Source organism: Breznakia sp. PF5-3, assembly GCF_029504745.1.
Classification (GTDB): Bacteria; Bacillota_I; Bacilli_A; order Erysipelotrichales; family Erysipelotrichaceae; genus Breznakia.
In genome coordinates this window covers 16,946-35,157 of record NZ_JAQFIQ010000010.1, presented here as the reverse complement: position 1 = coordinate 35,157, position 18,212 = coordinate 16,946, and the positions used below count along the sequence as shown (strand labels likewise).

14 protein-coding genes and 1 tRNA gene are annotated in these 18,212 nt (G+C 32.6%); 11 read left to right on the top strand and 4 right to left on the bottom strand.

What is annotated here, in order from left to right:
- The first annotated feature begins 4 nt into the window (after positions 1–4).
- A tRNA-Leu gene (locus tag M2475_RS03785) sits at positions 5–91 on the top strand.
- A gap of 200 nt (positions 92–291) precedes the next feature.
- On the opposite strand, the gene M2475_RS03780 is transcribed toward M2475_RS03785, so the two are convergent.
- Entirely contained in the window at positions 292–1,263 is a 972-nt protein-coding gene (locus M2475_RS03780) for a BadF/BadG/BcrA/BcrD ATPase family protein (RefSeq protein WP_277489676.1), read from the bottom strand.
- Between the two features lie 6 nt (positions 1,264–1,269).
- On the bottom strand, positions 1,270–2,283 hold the full coding sequence (locus M2475_RS03775) for a LacI family DNA-binding transcriptional regulator (protein WP_277489675.1): 1,014 nt from the start codon (positions 2,281–2,283) through the stop codon (positions 1,270–1,272).
- Positions 2,284–2,462: 179 nt separating this feature from the next.
- Between M2475_RS03775 and M2475_RS03770 the strand changes: the two genes are divergently transcribed.
- The 8 genes from M2475_RS03770 to M2475_RS03735 all read left to right on the top strand — a co-directional run bounded on the left by M2475_RS03770 (position 2,463) and on the right by M2475_RS03735 (position 14,413).
- Positions 2,463–3,605 carry a Gfo/Idh/MocA family oxidoreductase gene (locus M2475_RS03770; RefSeq protein WP_277489674.1) on the top strand — a complete coding sequence of 381 codons (1,143 nt, stop codon included), beginning with the start codon at positions 2,463–2,465 and terminating at the stop codon, positions 3,603–3,605.
- Positions 3,606–3,617: 12 nt separating this feature from the next.
- On the top strand, positions 3,618–4,577 hold the full coding sequence (locus M2475_RS03765) for a substrate-binding domain-containing protein (RefSeq protein WP_277489673.1): 960 nt from the start codon (positions 3,618–3,620) through the stop codon (positions 4,575–4,577).
- Between the two features lie 51 nt (positions 4,578–4,628).
- Positions 4,629–6,131: a sugar ABC transporter ATP-binding protein gene (locus tag M2475_RS03760; RefSeq protein WP_277489671.1), complete on the top strand. Its 1,503-nt coding sequence runs from the start codon at positions 4,629–4,631 to the stop codon at positions 6,129–6,131.
- Entirely contained in the window at positions 6,121–7,083 is a 963-nt protein-coding gene (locus M2475_RS03755; protein WP_277489669.1) for an ABC transporter permease, read from the top strand. The genes M2475_RS03760 and M2475_RS03755 overlap by 11 nt, the downstream gene beginning before the upstream one ends.
- Before the next feature lie 3 nt (positions 7,084–7,086).
- Entirely contained in the window at positions 7,087–7,998 is a 912-nt protein-coding gene (locus M2475_RS03750) for a sugar phosphate isomerase/epimerase family protein (RefSeq protein WP_277489667.1), read from the top strand.
- A 172-nt stretch (positions 7,999–8,170) separates the two neighbouring features.
- Positions 8,171–8,674, top strand: a complete 504-nt coding sequence (locus tag M2475_RS03745) for an HD domain-containing protein (RefSeq protein ID WP_277489666.1) — start codon at positions 8,171–8,173, stop codon at positions 8,672–8,674.
- A gap of 305 nt (positions 8,675–8,979) precedes the next feature.
- Positions 8,980–13,596 (top strand): LamG-like jellyroll fold domain-containing protein, encoded by a 4,617-nt coding sequence (locus M2475_RS03740; RefSeq protein ID WP_277489665.1) that lies wholly within the window; start codon positions 8,980–8,982, stop codon positions 13,594–13,596.
- An 85-nt stretch (positions 13,597–13,681) separates the two neighbouring features.
- Positions 13,682–14,413, top strand: a complete 732-nt coding sequence (locus M2475_RS03735; RefSeq protein ID WP_277489662.1) for a peptidylprolyl isomerase — start codon at positions 13,682–13,684, stop codon at positions 14,411–14,413.
- 55 nt (positions 14,414–14,468) lie between these two features.
- Here M2475_RS03735 and M2475_RS03730 read toward each other — a convergent pair whose 3' ends face one another.
- The gene (locus tag M2475_RS03730; RefSeq protein WP_277489661.1) at positions 14,469–14,861 is read right to left on the bottom strand and encodes a hypothetical protein; all 393 of its coding nucleotides are present in this window, start codon (positions 14,859–14,861) and stop codon (positions 14,469–14,471) included.
- Between the two features lie 276 nt (positions 14,862–15,137).
- Between M2475_RS03730 and M2475_RS03725 the strand changes: the two genes are divergently transcribed.
- Positions 15,138–16,448, top strand: coding sequence for an MATE family efflux transporter (locus M2475_RS03725; RefSeq protein ID WP_277489660.1), 1,311 nt, complete (start codon positions 15,138–15,140; stop codon positions 16,446–16,448).
- A 1-nt stretch (position 16,449) separates the two neighbouring features.
- Here the strand turns inward: M2475_RS03725 and M2475_RS03720 are convergent, their stop codons facing one another.
- Complete coding sequence (locus M2475_RS03720) at positions 16,450–17,118, bottom strand: hypothetical protein (protein ID WP_277489659.1); 669 nt, start codon at positions 17,116–17,118, stop codon at positions 16,450–16,452.
- A gap of 104 nt (positions 17,119–17,222) precedes the next feature.
- Between M2475_RS03720 and M2475_RS03715 the strand changes: the two genes are divergently transcribed.
- Positions 17,223–18,110, top strand: coding sequence for a DUF1848 domain-containing protein (locus M2475_RS03715; RefSeq protein ID WP_277489658.1), 888 nt, complete (start codon positions 17,223–17,225; stop codon positions 18,108–18,110).
- Positions 18,111–18,212: the final 102 nt, after the last annotated feature.

Sequence of the window (18,212 nt, the reverse complement as noted above, 5' to 3'; positions counted from 1 at the left end):
TAATCGGGCCGTGGCGGAATAGGCAGACGCAACGGACTTAAAATCCGTTGAGGGCAACCTCGTGGGGGTTCAAGTCCCCCCGGCCCGACCATTATTTTATTAATTAGTATTTTAAATAAAATAGACAATCAAATTTATGAAAGACAAAGAGCATGTGCTTTGTCTTTTTTTATTATGTAGTTTATTAATCTCTAATATTTAGGATAAAATAAAAAGAGATACAAATCATCTTAGGCTTTATATACCTGTTTATTGTTATCTCTTTTGTAATTAATGAATAAAATCTTATTACTACAATGAATTATGAAATGTTTCTAGATTAGAAACTAGTGTATTATCAATAGCGATACCTAAGTATTTATATGCAATCAAAAGACTTCCAATATCAGCTGAAAACTTTGGTGTTACAAATTCAAGGTTTAAATCGTGTAAATATTCTTTTAATGGTTCTAGGATAAATTCCTTACTTTGAAATACACCACCAATATAAGAAACAGGAATTTTATATTGATAATCTAATTGTTTATAAATTGAACGGTAAATTAAGGATAATTCATATGCAGCTTTTTTAAATATTGCTAGTGCTGCACTATCTTTTTTCTTAGCTAATTCATATACATCTTTAGATAAGGAAGCAATCTTTGTGCGATCATAATCCCAATCAACGATAAATTGTTGAAGGGCATCACTATCGTTATTAAAGTTGTATTTGTCTTTCATATAAGTGTATAGCAACGTTCTAGGGGAACGTAAATCACTTTGTTTTGTGAATTCTTGGATATAATTTTCAGCTATCCAATGGGCACTCCCTTCATCTCCACCAAAGGCATGATGCCAACCTCCACAAATAATAGATTGATCTTTGTTCACTCCTAGACCAATGGATCCTGTTCCTGCAATTACACAAATTCCATCTTGTCCTAATAAGGCACCTGCATGGGCATTAAAAGTATCATTATCAACTGCAAACGGTATCCCTTCTAATCCTTTTGCAATTGCTTGTTTAATAAATTCTTTATCTTCTTCAATATCACCATATCCAGCAGCACCAACAAAACAATAAGCAATTTCATCTCTATGAATCTTTTGTTTATTTATGAAGTAATCAACAGCTTCTTTAATAGTTGATGTAAGACCATCGTAGCCACATTGCATATAATGAATCGTTGGTCCTTTATATTGGTCAATGATTCTTCCGCTTTCATCAGCTAATAAGTAAGCGGTTTTTGTTCCACCACCATCAATTCCTAAAATATAACTCATATGATCTTATTTCTCCTGTAATTGTGCAGTTGATTCTCGAACGATTAGTTCAGTTTCAAAAATAATTGTTTTTTGTTCGATGGTTTTGGTTTCGATCATGTCAAATAATAATTCAGCTGATTGATAACCAATCTTATAAGATGGTTGCATGATGGTTGTAACAGATGGGACTGACATCATAGAAACAAATTCATTATCAAACCCAACTACTGAAATATCTTCAGGAACACGATAACCTAAGCTCTTTGCAGCATTAACTGCTGCTACTGCATAAACATCACTTACAGCAAATATCGCATTTGGGACATTTGGTGATTTTAATAAGCTTTGAATATTGGTAAAGGCAAGTGAATAATCAATTCTAGATAAGTTTAAAATCCAATTGCTTGGAACATCGATTTGATGTTCTTTCATTGTTCTTAAGAATCCTTTTTGACGATGTCTTGCGTATTTATTCTTTGTTGAATTGTTTACAAGTGCAATATCGTTTCTTCCTAAAGATAATAAATATTCAGTAGCGATTTTTGCTGCTTTATTATCATCGATACTTACAAATGATAAAGCACTGTTCTCTGGGTATTCTGAACATAGTACCATTGGGAATTTACGCCCTAATCCCTCCATGATTTCAGGATTTTTCACCGAAGCCAAAGATATAATTCCAGCTAGGGATAAAGATTGACAAAAATCCATATAATCCTCTAATGAATCATTAAAATTTTTTGTACTTGCAAATAGTATTTTATAACCATGGTTATTAATAGATTCTAAAACACCATCGATAACAGTACTAGTAAATGGATTCTCAAAATCAGGAATAAACATTAAAATACATTTTGAAGAATTATCAATCGTATTTGATATATTCTTTTTATTATATCCAAGTTTTCTAGCAGCTTCTAAAACTTGGTCTTTTTTACTGCTTTTTACTTGTCCAATGTTATTTAAAACACGAGATACAGTTGCAATTGAAACATTTGCTTCCTTTGCAATATCTTTAACAGTGATTGTTTTTTTCATTAAAACCTCCTTATTAAATTGATAAATACTTAACTATAGTATGAATATTATAACGTAAAAAGTCAATAATGTAAAATTTACAGTAAAAATAATATAATTTACGTAAATATATTGACACTGTAATTCGGCGGTGCTAAAATACCATTGTGAAACCCCTTACAGGGGAGGAAGGAGAAGTTATGATTAAAGTAGGTGTTATTGGTGCTGGATTCATTGGTAAACAGCATATAGAAGCGCTTGGAAGAATATCAGGTGTAAAAATTGTAGCAATCACAGATAATAACCTTTCTAATTTGGAAGTGTTACAACAAAACGGTGTTTGCGAAAGAATTTATACAGATTTTAATGAAATGCTTGATAAAGAAGAGTTAGATGCAATCCATAACTGTACACCAACAAATGTTCACTTTGCTGTAAATAAGAAAGCAATTCAAAAAAATCTTCATATTTATAGTGAAAAGCCTCTTGTGAAAGAGCTTGATGAGGCAAAAGAACTAATTGAAATGTTGGATGGAAAAAAATTGATTACTGGAGTTAATTTTAACTATCGTACAAATTTATTGGTTCAAGAAATGCACGAGGTTGTGAAAAGTGAAGCATTTGGTAGACCTTTGTTTGTACAAGGGGAGTATTTACAAGATTGGCTAATGTTTGATACAGACTATGATTGGCGTATGGATACAACAATCGGGGGAGCATCAAGAGCATTGGCAGATATTGGATCGCATTGTTTCGATATCATGGAATATGTAATATCGAAAAAAATCACTTCTGTGAATGCAAAGCTATTCAAGGTTCATGAAAAAAGAAAAAGATATGAGGGAGTAGGTACTTTTTCTCAAGTATCATCAGCAGATGAGGAGTACACAGAATTGATAGTTCAAAACGAAGATGGAGGTGTCATTCAAGTAGAATTTGAAGGAGGCCTTATAGGATCGTTTGTAATTTCTCAGGTGAGTGCTGGGAAGAAGAATGGTTTGAAAATTAATATCTCAGGTGAAAAAGAAGCATTGGAGTGGAAACAAGAACAATCAGATAGATTGTGGATTGGACATCGCGACAAGGGAAATGAAGAAGTATTTGCAGATGCTAAATATGTTTCTCAAGGTGCTAAAAAATTTGCTACCCTACCAAATGGACATCCAGTAGGTTGGCATGATGCACTAACCAATGGTATACGTGCATTTTATGAAGCAATCGAAAACAAAGACTATGATGGTCCAAAGCCATTTGCTACATTTGCAGATGGATATCATATTATGAAAGTTGTTGCCGCTTGTTTGGAAAGCGATAAGAAAAAAGTATGGATTGACATACAATAAAGGAGAAAATAAATGAAAAGTTTAAAGAAATTATTAGCAGTTTCATTCGCGTTTATTTTAATTATTAGTGGTTGTAGTTCAGGAGAATCGAAAGATGATAAGAAAGAAGCAAATGCCGATGGACCTATTGGTATTTCAATTCTAGCTGCAGACCATGGTTGGTTAGCAGCATTATCTTATAATGCTGAAAATACTGTGAAAGAATTAGGTTTGGATGCGAAAATCTTAACTTCAAGTAGTGTTAGTGAACAAGCAGCGCATATCGATGATTTGATTGCTATGGATTGTTCTGTAATCGTTTTAGAACCACATACAGATGAAGTAGAAATCTATGCAAAGAAAATTAGAGATGCAGGGATTAAATTAGTACTATTTGACCGTATTGTAGATGTTGATTATACATCTTATGTAACAGGGAATAATCCAGAAGTAGGAACAACCGTAGCGAATTATTTAGGTGAAAAGCTAGGTGGAAAGGGAACAATTGCAGTTCACAATGTACCAAGTGCAGGTTCTGTTAGTACCGAACGTGTTGATAACTTTAAAAAGGTTATGAAAGAAAAATATCCAGATATTAAATTAGTGGAATTCTCAACTGCAAGTTTTACACAAGAAGATGGATTGAAATCAGGAGCAGATTTATTAGTAGCTAATAAACAAATCGATGCAATTTTCTCAATTGATGATGAATCATCATTAGGCTTCTTACAAGCAATTAAAGATGCAGGACGTACAGATATTAAATATATGTCTGGATGTGGAGGAAGTCAAAGCTATATCAATAAGATTAAATCAGAAACTTCGATTAACCTATTCTCAGCAACATATAGTCCTAAAATGATTATTGATGCTATTGAAATGGCTGTGAAAATTCAAAAAGGTGAAAAGTTTGAAAAAGATTATTATGTAGCACCAGAAATCATCAATCGTGATAATGCAGAAGATTTCGTAGATGCAGATTCACCTTATTAATCAGGAGTTATAGAGCCTAATTAGGCTCTTTTATATGAAGAGGTGTAAGAGATGAGTAAATATATTATAGAAATGCAGAATATTGAAAAGTCTTATGGTGTCAACAAAGTATTAAAGGGCGTAGACTTTCAATTAAAAAAAGGTGAAATACACGCATTACTTGGAGAAAATGGAACAGGGAAAACAACCTTGATGAATATCTTAGGCGGTGTAATTGATTACGATGCAGGAAATATTTTATATGATGGTGAAGAGGTAAAGCATACACATCATGGAACGAATATGTTACAAGATAAGATTTCCTTTGTTCATCAAGAGTTAGCATTGTTGCCAGATTTAACGGTTGCTGAAAATCTGTTTTTTGGCCAAGAAATAAAACACAAAGGAATTCTTGATAATAAGAAGATGCGTGAAGAATCCGCTAAGATATTACAACAGTTGGATGTAAACATTGATCCAAATGTGAAAATAGGAACATTGGATGCATCTTATCAACAAGTAATTGAAATATCAAAAGGTTTAATGAAAGAGAGTAAGGTGTTGATTTTGGATGAGCCGACTTCTTCATTAACAGAAAATGAGATTGATCAATTATTTAAAGTTCTAAATAATTTAAGAGATAAAGGACTTGCCATCATCTTTATATCACATAAGTTAAATGAAGTATTAACCCTTTGTGATTCGTTTACAGTACTTCGTGATGGTGAAGTTGTTAAGTCAAAAGAAGTAAGTAAAGGGATAAAGGAGTATGACCTTGCGAAATATATGATTGGGAAAGATGTTGATTCATCGGATATATATCATGAAAGAAAACTAGGAGATGTTATATTAGAAACTAAAAAATTAAGCAGAGATAGAGAGTTTAAAGATGTAGATATAAATATTCGCAAAGGTGAAATAGTTGGTGTAACAGGTTTATTAGGCGATGGGCGAAGTGAATTGTTTGAAACAATTTATGGAAATAAACAAGCTTATGAAGGTTCTGTACTTTTAGAAGGTGAAGAAATTAAATGTAATTCTACGGTTAAGTCAATTAAACGTAAAATTGCTTATGTTCCAAGAAATAGAAAGATAAATGGAATCATTAAAGACTTGTCTATCTCAGATAACATGAATATGACAAATTATGAGCGTTCATCAAAAGCAGGAATATTGAATCGTTCTGCAATCAAGAATAACAATGAAAAGTTTAAAGATAAATTAAATATAAAGTTGGCAAAGTTTAGTGATTTGATTACTAAGTTATCCGGAGGAAATCAACAAAAGGTTATGATTGGTCGTGCTTTAAGTATTGATCCAAAGATTGTAATTTTAGATAATCCTACTCAAGGAGTAGATGTCGGAGCTAAATTTGAAATTTATACTCACATTATGAATCTAGCAGATGAGGGAATAAGTTTCTTTGTGTTATCAAGTGAAGCAAGTGAAATCATGATGATTTGTGATCGTGCATATGTGATGTTCCATGGGGAAATTCGTGATGAATTAAAAAGAGAAGCATTCAATGAAGAACGTATTATGACGATCGCTACAGGAGGTATCAATGAAAAATAAGAAAATACATTACTATTTAAAAGAATATAGTCCAATTATTGCCTTTGTAATTATTCTATTAGTAGCTATAGTTACTAAAGGAACAACTTTTTTAAACTATGATAACCTATCCAATGTAATGCTAAATAATGCAGTAATAGGAATTGTAGCATTAGGAATGACAATGATTATTATTACTGGGGGAATTGATTTATCTGTTGGTTCTCAATTAGCGATGACAGGGTTGGTAGGAATCAGTGTTTTAAATGCAACAGATAGTATACTGTTAGCAATTGGGGCAGCTGTAGGACTTGGGTTGCTTACAGGCTTTATTGCAGGTTTTCTAGTAGCTAAATTTAAGATACCAGCATTTATTGTGACACTGGGTACAACAAGTATCTTTCGATCATTGATACAGTATTATTATCATGGTGGAGGAATTTTAGCCTCAACAACGAAATTAGATGGTTTTTTGGCAATATCAAATGATAAATTATTTGGTATTGTACCATTGCCAATTATTTACTGGATATTATTTGCGTTAATCATTGCCTTTGTGATGAAGAACACATCACTTGGACGTCATATTTATGGTGTTGGAAGTAATGAGCAAGCAACTAAATTATCAGGGGTAAATACAAAAAGAACAATTATACTAACATATGTGATTTCAGGGGTTTTAATTGCATTTGCTTCAATGATTGAAGCATCTCGACTAGGTAGTATGAATTCCGCTTCATCTGGATCATCATATGAAATGGATGCCATTGCAGCTGTTGTTATTGGTGGAACTAGCATGTCAGGTGGGCATGGAAAGATTCTTGGAACTTTCTTTGGTACGTTGACGCTTGGAATTATTAATAATATGTTGAATTTATTAGGTATAAATTCGTTTTTAGTAGGAGCTATCAAAGGTGCTATTATCATAGCAGCAGTGTTGTTCCAAAAATATTTAGAAAGTAAGGAGGATTAAAAAATGAAAATCGGATTTGTAAGTTCTATACTTGCTGATTTAACGTTTGAAGAAGTAATTGATTTCGCTCATGAACAAGCATTTGAAGCAGTAGAGATTGCTTGTTGGCCTGTAGGGAAAGCAGAAAGAAGGTATGCAGGAGTTACACATATTGATGTGGATACTTTGGATGATACAAAAATTGCATATATTCAAAAATATTGTAAGGATCGAAATGTAGAAATATCTTCGCTTGCATATTATCCAAATAATATGGATACAGATGTTGAGAAAAGAAAGTATTACAATCAACACTTATTAAAAGTGATTGATGCAGCAAGTCGTTTAGGTGTAAAAAATGTCACTACTTTTATTGGTAGGATGCAAGATAAGAATTTAGAAGAAAACCTTGCGGAATTAAATACAGTATGGGATCCAATTATAAAAGCTGCAGAAGAGAAAAATATTTTAATTGGTATTGAAAATTGCCCTATGTATTTCACGTATGATGAATGGCCAGCAGGTCAGAACTTGGCTTCTTCACCATATAATTGGGAGTTGATATTTGATCGTTTAAAAAGTAAAAATATAGGAATCAATTATGATCCTTCGCATATGATATTGCAAAGCATGGATTATTTACAACCTATGTTAGACTTTAAGGATCGTTTGTATCATTTACACTTTAAAGATTTAACCCTTGATCAAGCGAAGCTAGATTACTATGGATATTTAGTACCACCTAATATGTTTACGGTACCAAAAATCCCAGGTCAAGGAGATATTCATTGGGGAAAATTTATAACGACTGCTTTAGATGCAGGCTTTGATGGTTATGCTTGTATTGAAATTGAAGATCGCAATTTCGAAGGTGATTTAGAGAGCCGCAAGCAATCTTTAATTATCAGTAAGCGTCATTTGAATAATTATATTTAACATAATAAAACGTGTAGATAAAATATCTATACGTTTTATTTTAGAAAAAGAGTAGCAAAGAGGTTGTATAATATTTTTGAAGTTGATGTCATTTTAATAGACCTATTTAATTTCTGTGGTATAATTCATGACATAAGATACAAATATGTATTTTAATAGGACGGTTAAGACATTGAAAATTTCGAAATTACATACAAAAATATCAAATGATCAAATATATAATGAGTTGGTTTATGAAATATTAAATCATCCCAAAGTACAAGAAATGCATGAATATTTACACCATGCAGATAATACAGTATTTACGCATAGCTTGCATGTTTCTTATGTGAGTTATCGCATAAGTAAGATGTTTCATCTAGATTATCTAGCTTCTGCACGTGGTGGCTTACTACATGACTTCTTTTTGTACGATTGGCATGAAGGAAAACCCGAAAAGGGATTTCATGCACATCTACATCCTAAGATTGCACTTAGAAACGCAAACGAATATTTTTTGCTAAGTGATTTAGAAATAGATATTATTGCTAAACACATGTGGCCTGTTACAATAAAGCCACCAAAACATGCTGAGTCGATGCTTATCTCTTTTGTGGATAAATATTGTGCAGTAAGTGAAGCTTATCAATCGTATACAAAAAGAGTAAAACAAAAAGTAAAAGCAAGCTTTTCTTAAGTCTTAAATCAAGAAGGATTCTGAATTTATCAGGATCCTTTTTTCATTTGTAAGATGTAAAAGAAGGTATTAAATATGTTAAAAATAATGCTAAAAAGTACAAATATGCAAAAAATGTCCTTTTTTTTGTAACCGATTACACAAAAAAAGGGTAATTATGAACGATATTAAGCTAAAAGTGCAAATGATTTGTATAAAACAAAAGTCGATTAGTACAAATAAATGAAAAGATAGATATGCTATATTGATTTTAATAGAGAGATGAACGGGTTGTTCAATGAAAGGAAACGTATATGAAGAAATGTATGAAGATTTTTTTAGCTTTGTCATTTGCACTTTTGAGTTTTCATTTAAATGAAATACCAAAGTTGTATGCAAATGATGATCTTGACCAACATTTAGTGTTGGATGTAGCTTTTGAAGATTCTGTTGAAGATTCTTCGGCATATAAGACGACGGGAACGATTGTTGGGGATGTAACGTTTGAGAAGGGAGTAAAAGGAAAAGCTATTCGAATCACTAATGGTGATAAGGGTAGTAAAGATAGAACCAAAGCGGTTCAATATGTAGATTTTGGAAAAGCAGATAATCTAAAATTTACAGATCAAGATTATACAATGTCATTTTGGATGAATGCAAAAGCTTGTCCAGGAGATGGTGCTGCAGTACTTTCAAATAAAGATTTTTATTCAGGAAGTAACAAAGGGTTTACAGCAGCTATTTTCTCCAATGGATTGCGTTTTAATTTTACACCTGAAGGAGCAAGTCGTCAGGATATTAGTCCTGTAGCTAATGAAAGTGTATTGAATGAAGGATGGCATCATTTTGTAATTTCAGTAAAAAGAAAAGATAAAATAACGGTTTATCGTGATGGTGTACAAACAAATACAAAAGATATAAGTACACTAACGACAACCATTGATACAGATTATAACTTTGTATTAGGGGCATCAGGTGTTTTTGAAAACGGAGTTGTAGATGGTTTGTTTGATGAATTAAAAGTATATAAAACAAACTTATCACTTGATAATGCGAAAACATTATATGTGGATGGACTTGTAAGTCAAACGTTATCTTCAAGTAAAAGAACATATAATCTTTATAAAGGGTTGCCAAGTGTAGATCAAAGTTTGATCACTACTTTAAAAGCAAAGATTGATGAACTTGAAACAATGGTATCTAAAGTAGATGATATTACTTATTATGATCAAATTTTGGGTTTAATTAATGATGTAAATACAGCAGAGAATACAGTGAAGGATGAACTACCTACAGAACCAGAAGAAGGACTGGTATTGTATTTGGATTTTGAAGATGATGTGAAAGATAAATCTGGATATGAGAATGATGGAACCATTGTGAATACTGGTGGCGGTAGTCTTACATATAAACCAGGAGCAGTTGGAAAAGGGCTTCACATTCAAAGTCCAAATGGTTCAAAGGAATCGAATGCTGGTGGCGATGCTAGTGAGTATGTGAAGTTACCAGAAGCAGATAGTTTGAAGTTTAATGATCAAAGCTTTTCAATTGCTTTATGGACAAAATTCCCATCAGCTCCAAGTGGAGTAGGGGATGCCTTGATATCAAATAAAAACTGGTACTCTGGAGCAAATAGAGGATTTACACTAGGAGCATTTTCAAATGGAGTAACAACCAATGCAACAGCAGCAACTGGTGGCAGATATGATACTGGAAGATACTCAATATATGATAACAATTGGCATTTTGTTGTGACGGTTGTAGATCGTGAAAATAAAACTATAAAGTTTTATGTTGATAATGAATTAAAAGAAACAAAGAGCATTCCTAATATGAGTGGTTCTATTGATGTGGATAACTTAAGTTGGGTAATTGGAGCAACTGGTACATATTCAAATGGTATTTCCAATGCATATGTAGATGAAGTGCGCTTTTATTCACAAGTGTTGAGCGAAGCAAGACAAGATAGTTTATATACACAATTTGATAAATCAAATGTGTTATTAACAGAGTTAGAAGCAGCAGAAGCACATGTTAATAAAGTATTTTCTGATGGTGGTACAACACAAAAACGTTTTGATGAAGCACAAGAAGGGTTTACTTATATTAGAAGTAAATTAGCAGGAGCTGATGATAAAACGGTAACAAGATTAACAAGAGATTTAAAAAATATATTGGCTCGTTTCGAACAAGAAACAGATCCTTTGATGACATTTAATGTAGTTACAGATACACATATTGATAGAAAAAGAGGAGAAGTGGATAATTTAGATAATTATTTGCAAGATCTTCGTTGGTTGAATCCAGATAGTAAAGTTGTCATGAATTCAGGAGACTTTACAGATGGTGGATCTTTAAGTGAATATCAAACACATTTTAATATTTTATCTAAAAATGCTATTGAAGGTAGATATTATATGAATACACTTGGTAATCATGATGTTCGTTGGTTATGTTCAACGAACAATCCTGAATCAGGTAGTGATCGTACAGTAGCAACATGTCCAGTTGGCGATCCAAATGCGGATTTATGGAGAACACGTTATTTACAATTTAATACACCATATATGGGTGATGAGTGGAATGGTCAAAGTCCATACCACAAAAAATGGGTAGATGGTTATTTGTTTATTTCTTTAAGTACAGAGAAAGATTTAAAAGACTGGGCGTATTTATCTGAAGAGCAATTGCAATGGTTAGATGATTCACTAAGTGAAAGTGATCCAAACAAACCAGCGTTTATCTCTTTACATCAAATTCTTGATGGAACAGCAAATTATGAAGAAGGTGATTTGGTTGGTGCTCAAGATGAGCAATTGAAAGCAGTTTTACGTAAACATCCACATGCAGTATTATTCACTGGACATATTCATAGTACAGTAGATCGTGCTGATTTATATCATGGAGACTGGGGTTTTATGATGGATATGGCATCATACAGTTATGCATATACGGCAGGTGCAGATAAAAGAAACCAAGTTTCTTATCAAGTAGAAGTATACGATGATGAAGTAGTCATTCGTGTTAGAGATCATGTTTCAGGTGAATGGTTAGATCAATATGAAAAATCATTCTGGATTACAGATCCAGTACCAGCAGATCCATCAGATGATAGTTATGATATTGATGTAAGTAAAATAACACCAACAGCAGGAACAGAACAAAGTGGAGATCCTGTAACTAATTTATTTGATAATGATGATAGCACAATATGGCATTCAAAATGGTCAGGTGAAGGAACTACAAGAGAACAAACATGGGTAAACATGCATTTAGATGAAGCTACCAATGTTGCAGGATTCCGCTATAAACCACGTTCAAATGGAGGAAATGGTTCTATTGCAGGATTTGAAGTATATATCAGTAATGATGGAGGATTGTCATATACAAAACATGCTGAAGGAACATTCCCAGTAGGAAATGCAAGTTGGAAAGTATTTGAATTTGATTCTGTTTTAGCTACGGATGTGAAAATTCAAATTACTTCAAATAATGGTAGTGGTATCTATGGTTCAGGTGCAGAAATGCGATTATTGAGACCTAAGAATGTAGATTTAGGAGAATTACAAGCACTAATTGAACAAGCAGAAGCAATCATCGACAATGATAAAGAAGATACAATGACATCATCTTCATGGAACACATTTATGAATGCTTATGAAACAGCTGTGAATTTGGATGAAAATGCTTCAGCTATTGAAGTAAAAGTAGCTAAATTAGCATTAGAAGAAGCAATTAAGAATCTAGAACCACGTGCATCAGAAACAGCAGTAGATGCATTAGAAACATTAATAGATACTTGTAAAGCAATGGAAGATGATTTCTTAGAAGCAGACTTTGCAGGTATGAAAACACTTATTGAAGCAAGTGAAACATTACTAGCAAAAGGTAGAGAAGACCTTTCATCAAGTGAAGTAAGCAAAGCAATAGAAGACTTATTGGATGCAAAGAAAGCATTAGAAGCGAATAAAGCAGAAACGAATTCTTTACTAGATACACTTGAGATACATGTGGAAATAGCACAAGATATCTTAGATGGAGATACAAGTAGCTATCGACCAGGAAAAGTAAAAGAATTAGAAAAAGCAGTAGATGAAGGAAAAGCATTAGTAGAAGCAAACAGCAAAGACAAAGCAGCGATTATCGCAGCAACAGACAAGATTGCGGATGCAATGAGTCAGTTGTGGGATATTGTTGATAAGAGTGAATTGACATCACTTATCATCATTGCTGAGAAGTATGCAGAAGCAGACTACAGTGCAGAAAGCTGGGTAAAACTAGAAACAGCATTGGCAGCAGCGAAAACGATAGTAGCGAATGATGATGCAACAGAAGCACAAGTGGCGAAAGCATACAAAGACTTGTTTGATGCAATCAATGGATTGGAAAGAAAGATCAATACAGAAGCGTTAGAAAGAGAAATCGCAGCGGTTGAAAAGATCTTAGCAAACAAAGCGAAGTATGTAGCATCATCAATCAAAGGATTACCAACAGCATTAGAAAGTGCTAAGAATGTATTAGCAAATGGTAAAACACAAGCCGAGATTGATGCAGCAACAAAAGCACTAACAAAAGAGAAGTTAAAAGCAAGATTGAAAGCAGATACAAGTGCGTTATCTAAGATGGTTACAAAAGCGAACAACTTAGAAGTAAAAGGATACACAGCAGGTAGTGTAGATACATTAAATGCAGCAATCAAAGAAGCACAAGCAGTCTTGAATAATGAAGAAGTAACACAAGAAGAAGTAAAAGCAGCAGAATTGAAATTAGAAAAAGCGATGAATGGATTAAAGAAAGTAAGTAGTCCAAGCAAAGCAGCAACATCAGCGAAAGGAGTAGCATCAGGAGATACAACAGATGTAAACACTTTACTAAGTTTGATGGTATTATCTGGAGCGATTTTAATTGCGAATAGAAAAAGACTAATTGCTAGTAAAAAGTAAGAAAAGCACTCGAAAGAGTGCTTTTCTTGTGATAAAATGAAATAGGAATTTCTATGGATGTTAGAAATGGTTAGGAGTAGGTAATATGAAGAAGTTTTTAGGAATATTTCTTTGTTTTATGTTTGTAATTAGTGGTTGTGGAAGCAATGACGATACCGAAGATAAAACTACAGATAAAGAGGAAAAAGAAGAAGAGCGTGAAGAATTGACGAGTCTTGCTCAATTTCAAGAGACATATCCAGATGATCAACCAGTAGCTATTGTTGAAACGGACAAAGGAAAAATGGTGATTGTGTTGTTTCCTGAGTATGCACCCAAGGCGGTAGAAAATTTTTCTACACATGCGAAAAATGGCTATTATGATGGATTGAAATTTCATCGTGTAATGAAAGATTTTATGGTTCAAACAGGTGATCCACTTGGTAATGGAACAGGTGGAGAAAGCATTTGGGGTGGTACGTTTGGTACGGAAATCTCATATGAGCTCTTTCATTTCAAAGGAGCGTTAGCAATGGCTAGAGGACAAAGTGAAGATAGTCAGGGAAGTCAATTTTATATTGTTCAAGGAAGTGGAAAACAATTGAATTATCAATATGATAAAATTATTGAAGATAAATATGCTGAAGTTGGTGGAGTATCAAGTTTGGATGGACAATATACAGTATTTGGTCAAACGATCGAAGGCTTAGATGTTTTGGATGCCCTTGCTTCGGTTGAGGTTAAGGAAAGTGCTACTGGAGAAATGAGTACACCAGTGGAAGATATCCATATAATTAAAATTACAATGACTACGTATGGAGAATATAAAGCACAATAAGAGTGATTAAGAGTAGCTGGTATGCTACTCTTTTTTAAATTAAAAAATATCCACTTTATGTAGTGGATATTTTGGGGTTATACTTATGGATTATTCTTTTGGCAAATTCTTTTATTGTTTCAGCATTTCTTCTATCTTTATGATACTGTAATGTTTGAATTGGTGTTTTTTCATCTGAAACATATACATAAACTTTTTGATGATTACGCATTTCAAAAATAACACCAACATATACGTATTTATTAGTGAACATTGTCATTTGAAACATTCCGCTGAGTACAGTATGTTTAAATGGTTCATCCTTTCCTTTGAATTTCGCATCATCGTTGGCAATCATGCAGTTTACAATATCAGCATAAGGATAGGTGCCTTTGCTTCCATTTTTGATTGTAAAAGTTTTACTATCTTTATCAAATGTTATGTTTTTAAACTCCATAGTTCCTTTCATGATAATCCTCCTTTTCTAAATCATAGCACTACTATATATAGTAATCAATTTATCTGGAATAATTCGTATGATTTTTGATAAAACTTGTAAAATTATGATTAATTCAATATTGGAAATATGGTGATTGTTTGACAATTAATTATTGGTGTGCTATTTTGAAATGAGTAAAAAAAGTGGACTTATGCATTTGCCGCCGGGTAAAGAAATAAGCGTTATCTTTCATATCGTTAGGCCATAGAAGATATGAAATGTAGCGCTTTTTATTTTGGAGGTATTATGAAAAATATATGCTTTAAAGAATATTTTCGATACACATCATTGAATGTGCTTGGTATGATTGGATTGTCTTGGTATATCTTAGCAGATACTTTTTTTGTATCAAAAAGTTTAGGAGCGAATGGCCTTACTGCTTTAAATTTGGCTATTCCAATTTATAGTTTTATACATGGTAGTGGTTTGATGTTAGGTGTAGGAGGATCAACAAAGTATGCCATTTTAAAAAGTCAAAGGAAGAGTGAAGAAGCAAAACAAGCTTTTACCAATACAGTTATATTGGCTTTTGTGATCTCAGCATGTTTAACAATGTTAGCACTTTTCTTTTCAAAACCGATAACAGCTTGGCTAGGAGCAGATGAAGCAGTTTTTGAAATGTGTAATACATATTTAAAAGTTATTTTGCTTTTTTCATCGATGTTTATAATGAACAATGTAATTCTATGTTTTGTACGTAATGATGGTTATCCTAACTTATCGATGTTTGCAATGATTGCAGGAAGCTTGTCTAATATCGTTCTTGATTATGTATTTATGTTTCCTTTAAACATGGGTATTTTTGGGGCGGTATTGGCTACTGGAATAGCTCCCATTATTAGCTTAAGTGTATTATCTTGGATCTTTTTAAAAAAGAAAAATGGTTTTCAGATAATAAGATGTAAGCTATCTTTATCGCTTTCAAAATATATCATATCAAGTGGGATACCTTCTTTGATTACAGAAGTATCTTCAGGTATTGTGATGATTGTTTTTAATTTCCTTATTATGCAACTTGCTGGTAATGTTGGGGTAGCAGCATATGGTGTCATTGCAAATCTTTCTTTGGTGGTGATTTCTATATATACAGGAATAGCACAGGGAATACAACCTTTGATGAGTAGAAATTATGGAAGTGGAAAGGAAAAAGAAGTCCATACAATTTTAAAGTATGCACTTCTTAGTGTGACGATTATATATTTATGTATTTATATTTGTATCTTCTTTGGAGCAGATAGTATTGTGAATGTATTCAACAATGATCAAAATCCGAATCTTCAAAAGATTGCTTTTATAGGGTTAAAAGTATACTTTCTTGGTAGTATTTTTGCTGGATATAATATTGTATTATCTACGTATTATACATCAACAGAAAATCCACGACCAGCACATATTATCTCGCTTTTACGAGGGGTTATTCTTGTCATACCGATTGCTTTTTTACTTTCATCAACTGCTGGTATGCTTGGTGTGTGGTGCGTATTTCCACTTACAGAATTTTTGGTAAGTGGAGTTGCGTTAAGGTTTTATCATTTGAATAAACTTGTTTTTGCATAAGTTATGTAAACAGTGATAATGATTTTGAAATCATCTCATGAAGACGATTAGATGGTGAAGTAAATGTTGTTGAAATGACAAGATGTAAGGTTTCATTTTTTTCTGGATGATCTGTATTAGTCCAAAAGGATATATTTTGATCACGTAGAGCTTCCAATTGTTTGCAATAGGAAACGATTTTTGATGCGGAGATTCGATTGTATTGATAATCATCTAACATAAATGATGAAGGAACATCTGCGGTAGTGTCTGTTGTACTCTTGAATTTCACTTCATAAGTTCTAGTGAATAACTGGTCACTAGCAAAGGTAGTGAATGTATATGAATCTATAAAATTATCTTGTGTAGAAAAGCATTCAAGAATAGTAGTAGTTGTTAGTTGTAACGTATTATCGTGGTATTCCCAATAGCCTGTAACACCAATTAAACTTTCATTTTTTTGACGTGATGAAATCCAAGTAAAGTGTCCATTTTCCTCAAACCAATATATTTCTTTCGTATCTTCGGCAGAGTTTTCAATTTCCCAATAACCACTTATTATTTGTGCTTCTGTTATATCTTGATTGATATCATCGTCTGTTTTTTCTTCTGCTTGAGCAGATGAGGAAGAGATACAATAACATAGAAAAAATGATAATGATATGATTAACATACTTATTTTGTGTTTCATGATAACCACCTTTCTTAATTATAAAACGATTGAAAAAGAGAAAAAGTCTCATTCTAAAAAGAAATAAATGATGATATGATGAAATGGTAAAAGAGAGGTTAATCATGATTTTAAGTGTGAGTCAAAGAACAGACATTGTAGCTTTCTATAGTGAATGGTTTATGAAGCAATATCATAAAGGGTTTTGGGATGTTCGAAATCCCTATTATCCTAAACAGGTTAGTCGCATTTATAATGCAGATGTTGATATAATCTTTTTCTGTACGAAAAATCCGCTTCCAATAATTGATCGACTCGATGAAATTACTCAACCAATTGTATTTCATGTGACCTTAACACCATATAAACAAGATGTTGAACCATCTGTAATAAATAAAATAGATATAATTGAAGGTATCAAAGCATTATCAAATAAATTAGGAAGTGATAATGTATTTGTTCGATATGATCCAATCTTATTGAATGATTATTACACGATAGATTATCATATTCGTGCATTTGATCGGGTATGTGAGTTATTAAAAGGGTATGTAAAACATATTATTGTTTCTTTCATTGATGATTATAAAAATGTTAAAGAGCATAAGCATAGTTTACGGATAAAATCATTTACAGAAGATGATTATAAGCAAATTGGACAACATTTTGTAGCCAGTGCTTCACGATGTGGAATGCTTGTACAAACATGTTGTGAAGAAAGAAGACTTTTAGAATATGGGTTTATCAAGGAAGATTGTATGAGTAAAGAATTTGCTTATCGATTAAGTGGAAAGAAGTATTGCAAATGGAAAGGAAGAAATTCTGAATATTGTAATTGTGTGGGGTTTGTTGATATTGGAAGTTACAATAGTTGTGAACATTTTTGTAAGTATTGTTATGCAAATTATGACGAGCAAAAGGTACTTTCTAACTATCGAAAACATAATGAGGATTCATCACTGTTAATAGGAGCTTTAGTAGCAGATGATGTTATTAAAGAGCGAAAAGGATAAGAAACAATTTCTAAATTGGTATATTGTGAATTACAACTATACCAATTTTGGAAAGAGTGATATAATGGCGGTAGTTGAATTTGATTAGTTATCAGAAATGAG

What these genes read in the sequence shown, in the direction of transcription:
- M2475_RS03720 (WP_277489659.1), bottom strand. Translation starts at nt 17,118, where the DNA reads ATGAAACACAAAATAAGTATGTTAATCATATCATTATCATTTTTTCTA.
- M2475_RS03750 (WP_277489667.1), top strand. Translation starts at nt 7,087, where the DNA reads ATGAAAATCGGATTTGTAAGTTCTATACTTGCTGATTTAACGTTTGAA.
- M2475_RS03770 (WP_277489674.1), top strand. Translation starts at nt 2,463, where the DNA reads ATGATTAAAGTAGGTGTTATTGGTGCTGGATTCATTGGTAAACAGCAT.
- M2475_RS03730 (WP_277489661.1), bottom strand. Translation starts at nt 14,861, where the DNA reads ATGAAAGGAACTATGGAGTTTAAAAACATAACATTTGATAAAGATAGT.
- M2475_RS03775 (WP_277489675.1), bottom strand. Translation starts at nt 2,283, where the DNA reads ATGAAAAAAACAATCACTGTTAAAGATATTGCAAAGGAAGCAAATGTT.
- M2475_RS03765 (WP_277489673.1), top strand. Translation starts at nt 3,618, where the DNA reads ATGAAAAGTTTAAAGAAATTATTAGCAGTTTCATTCGCGTTTATTTTA.
- M2475_RS03740 (WP_277489665.1), top strand. Translation starts at nt 8,980, where the DNA reads ATGAAGATTTTTTTAGCTTTGTCATTTGCACTTTTGAGTTTTCATTTA.
- M2475_RS03715 (WP_277489658.1), top strand. Translation starts at nt 17,223, where the DNA reads ATGATTTTAAGTGTGAGTCAAAGAACAGACATTGTAGCTTTCTATAGT.
- M2475_RS03725 (WP_277489660.1), top strand. Translation starts at nt 15,138, where the DNA reads ATGAAAAATATATGCTTTAAAGAATATTTTCGATACACATCATTGAAT.
- M2475_RS03735 (WP_277489662.1), top strand. Translation starts at nt 13,682, where the DNA reads ATGAAGAAGTTTTTAGGAATATTTCTTTGTTTTATGTTTGTAATTAGT.
- M2475_RS03780 (WP_277489676.1), bottom strand. Translation starts at nt 1,263, where the DNA reads ATGAGTTATATTTTAGGAATTGATGGTGGTGGAACAAAAACCGCTTAC.
- M2475_RS03760 (WP_277489671.1), top strand. Translation starts at nt 4,629, where the DNA reads ATGAGTAAATATATTATAGAAATGCAGAATATTGAAAAGTCTTATGGT.
- M2475_RS03755 (WP_277489669.1), top strand. Translation starts at nt 6,121, where the DNA reads ATGAAAAATAAGAAAATACATTACTATTTAAAAGAATATAGTCCAATT.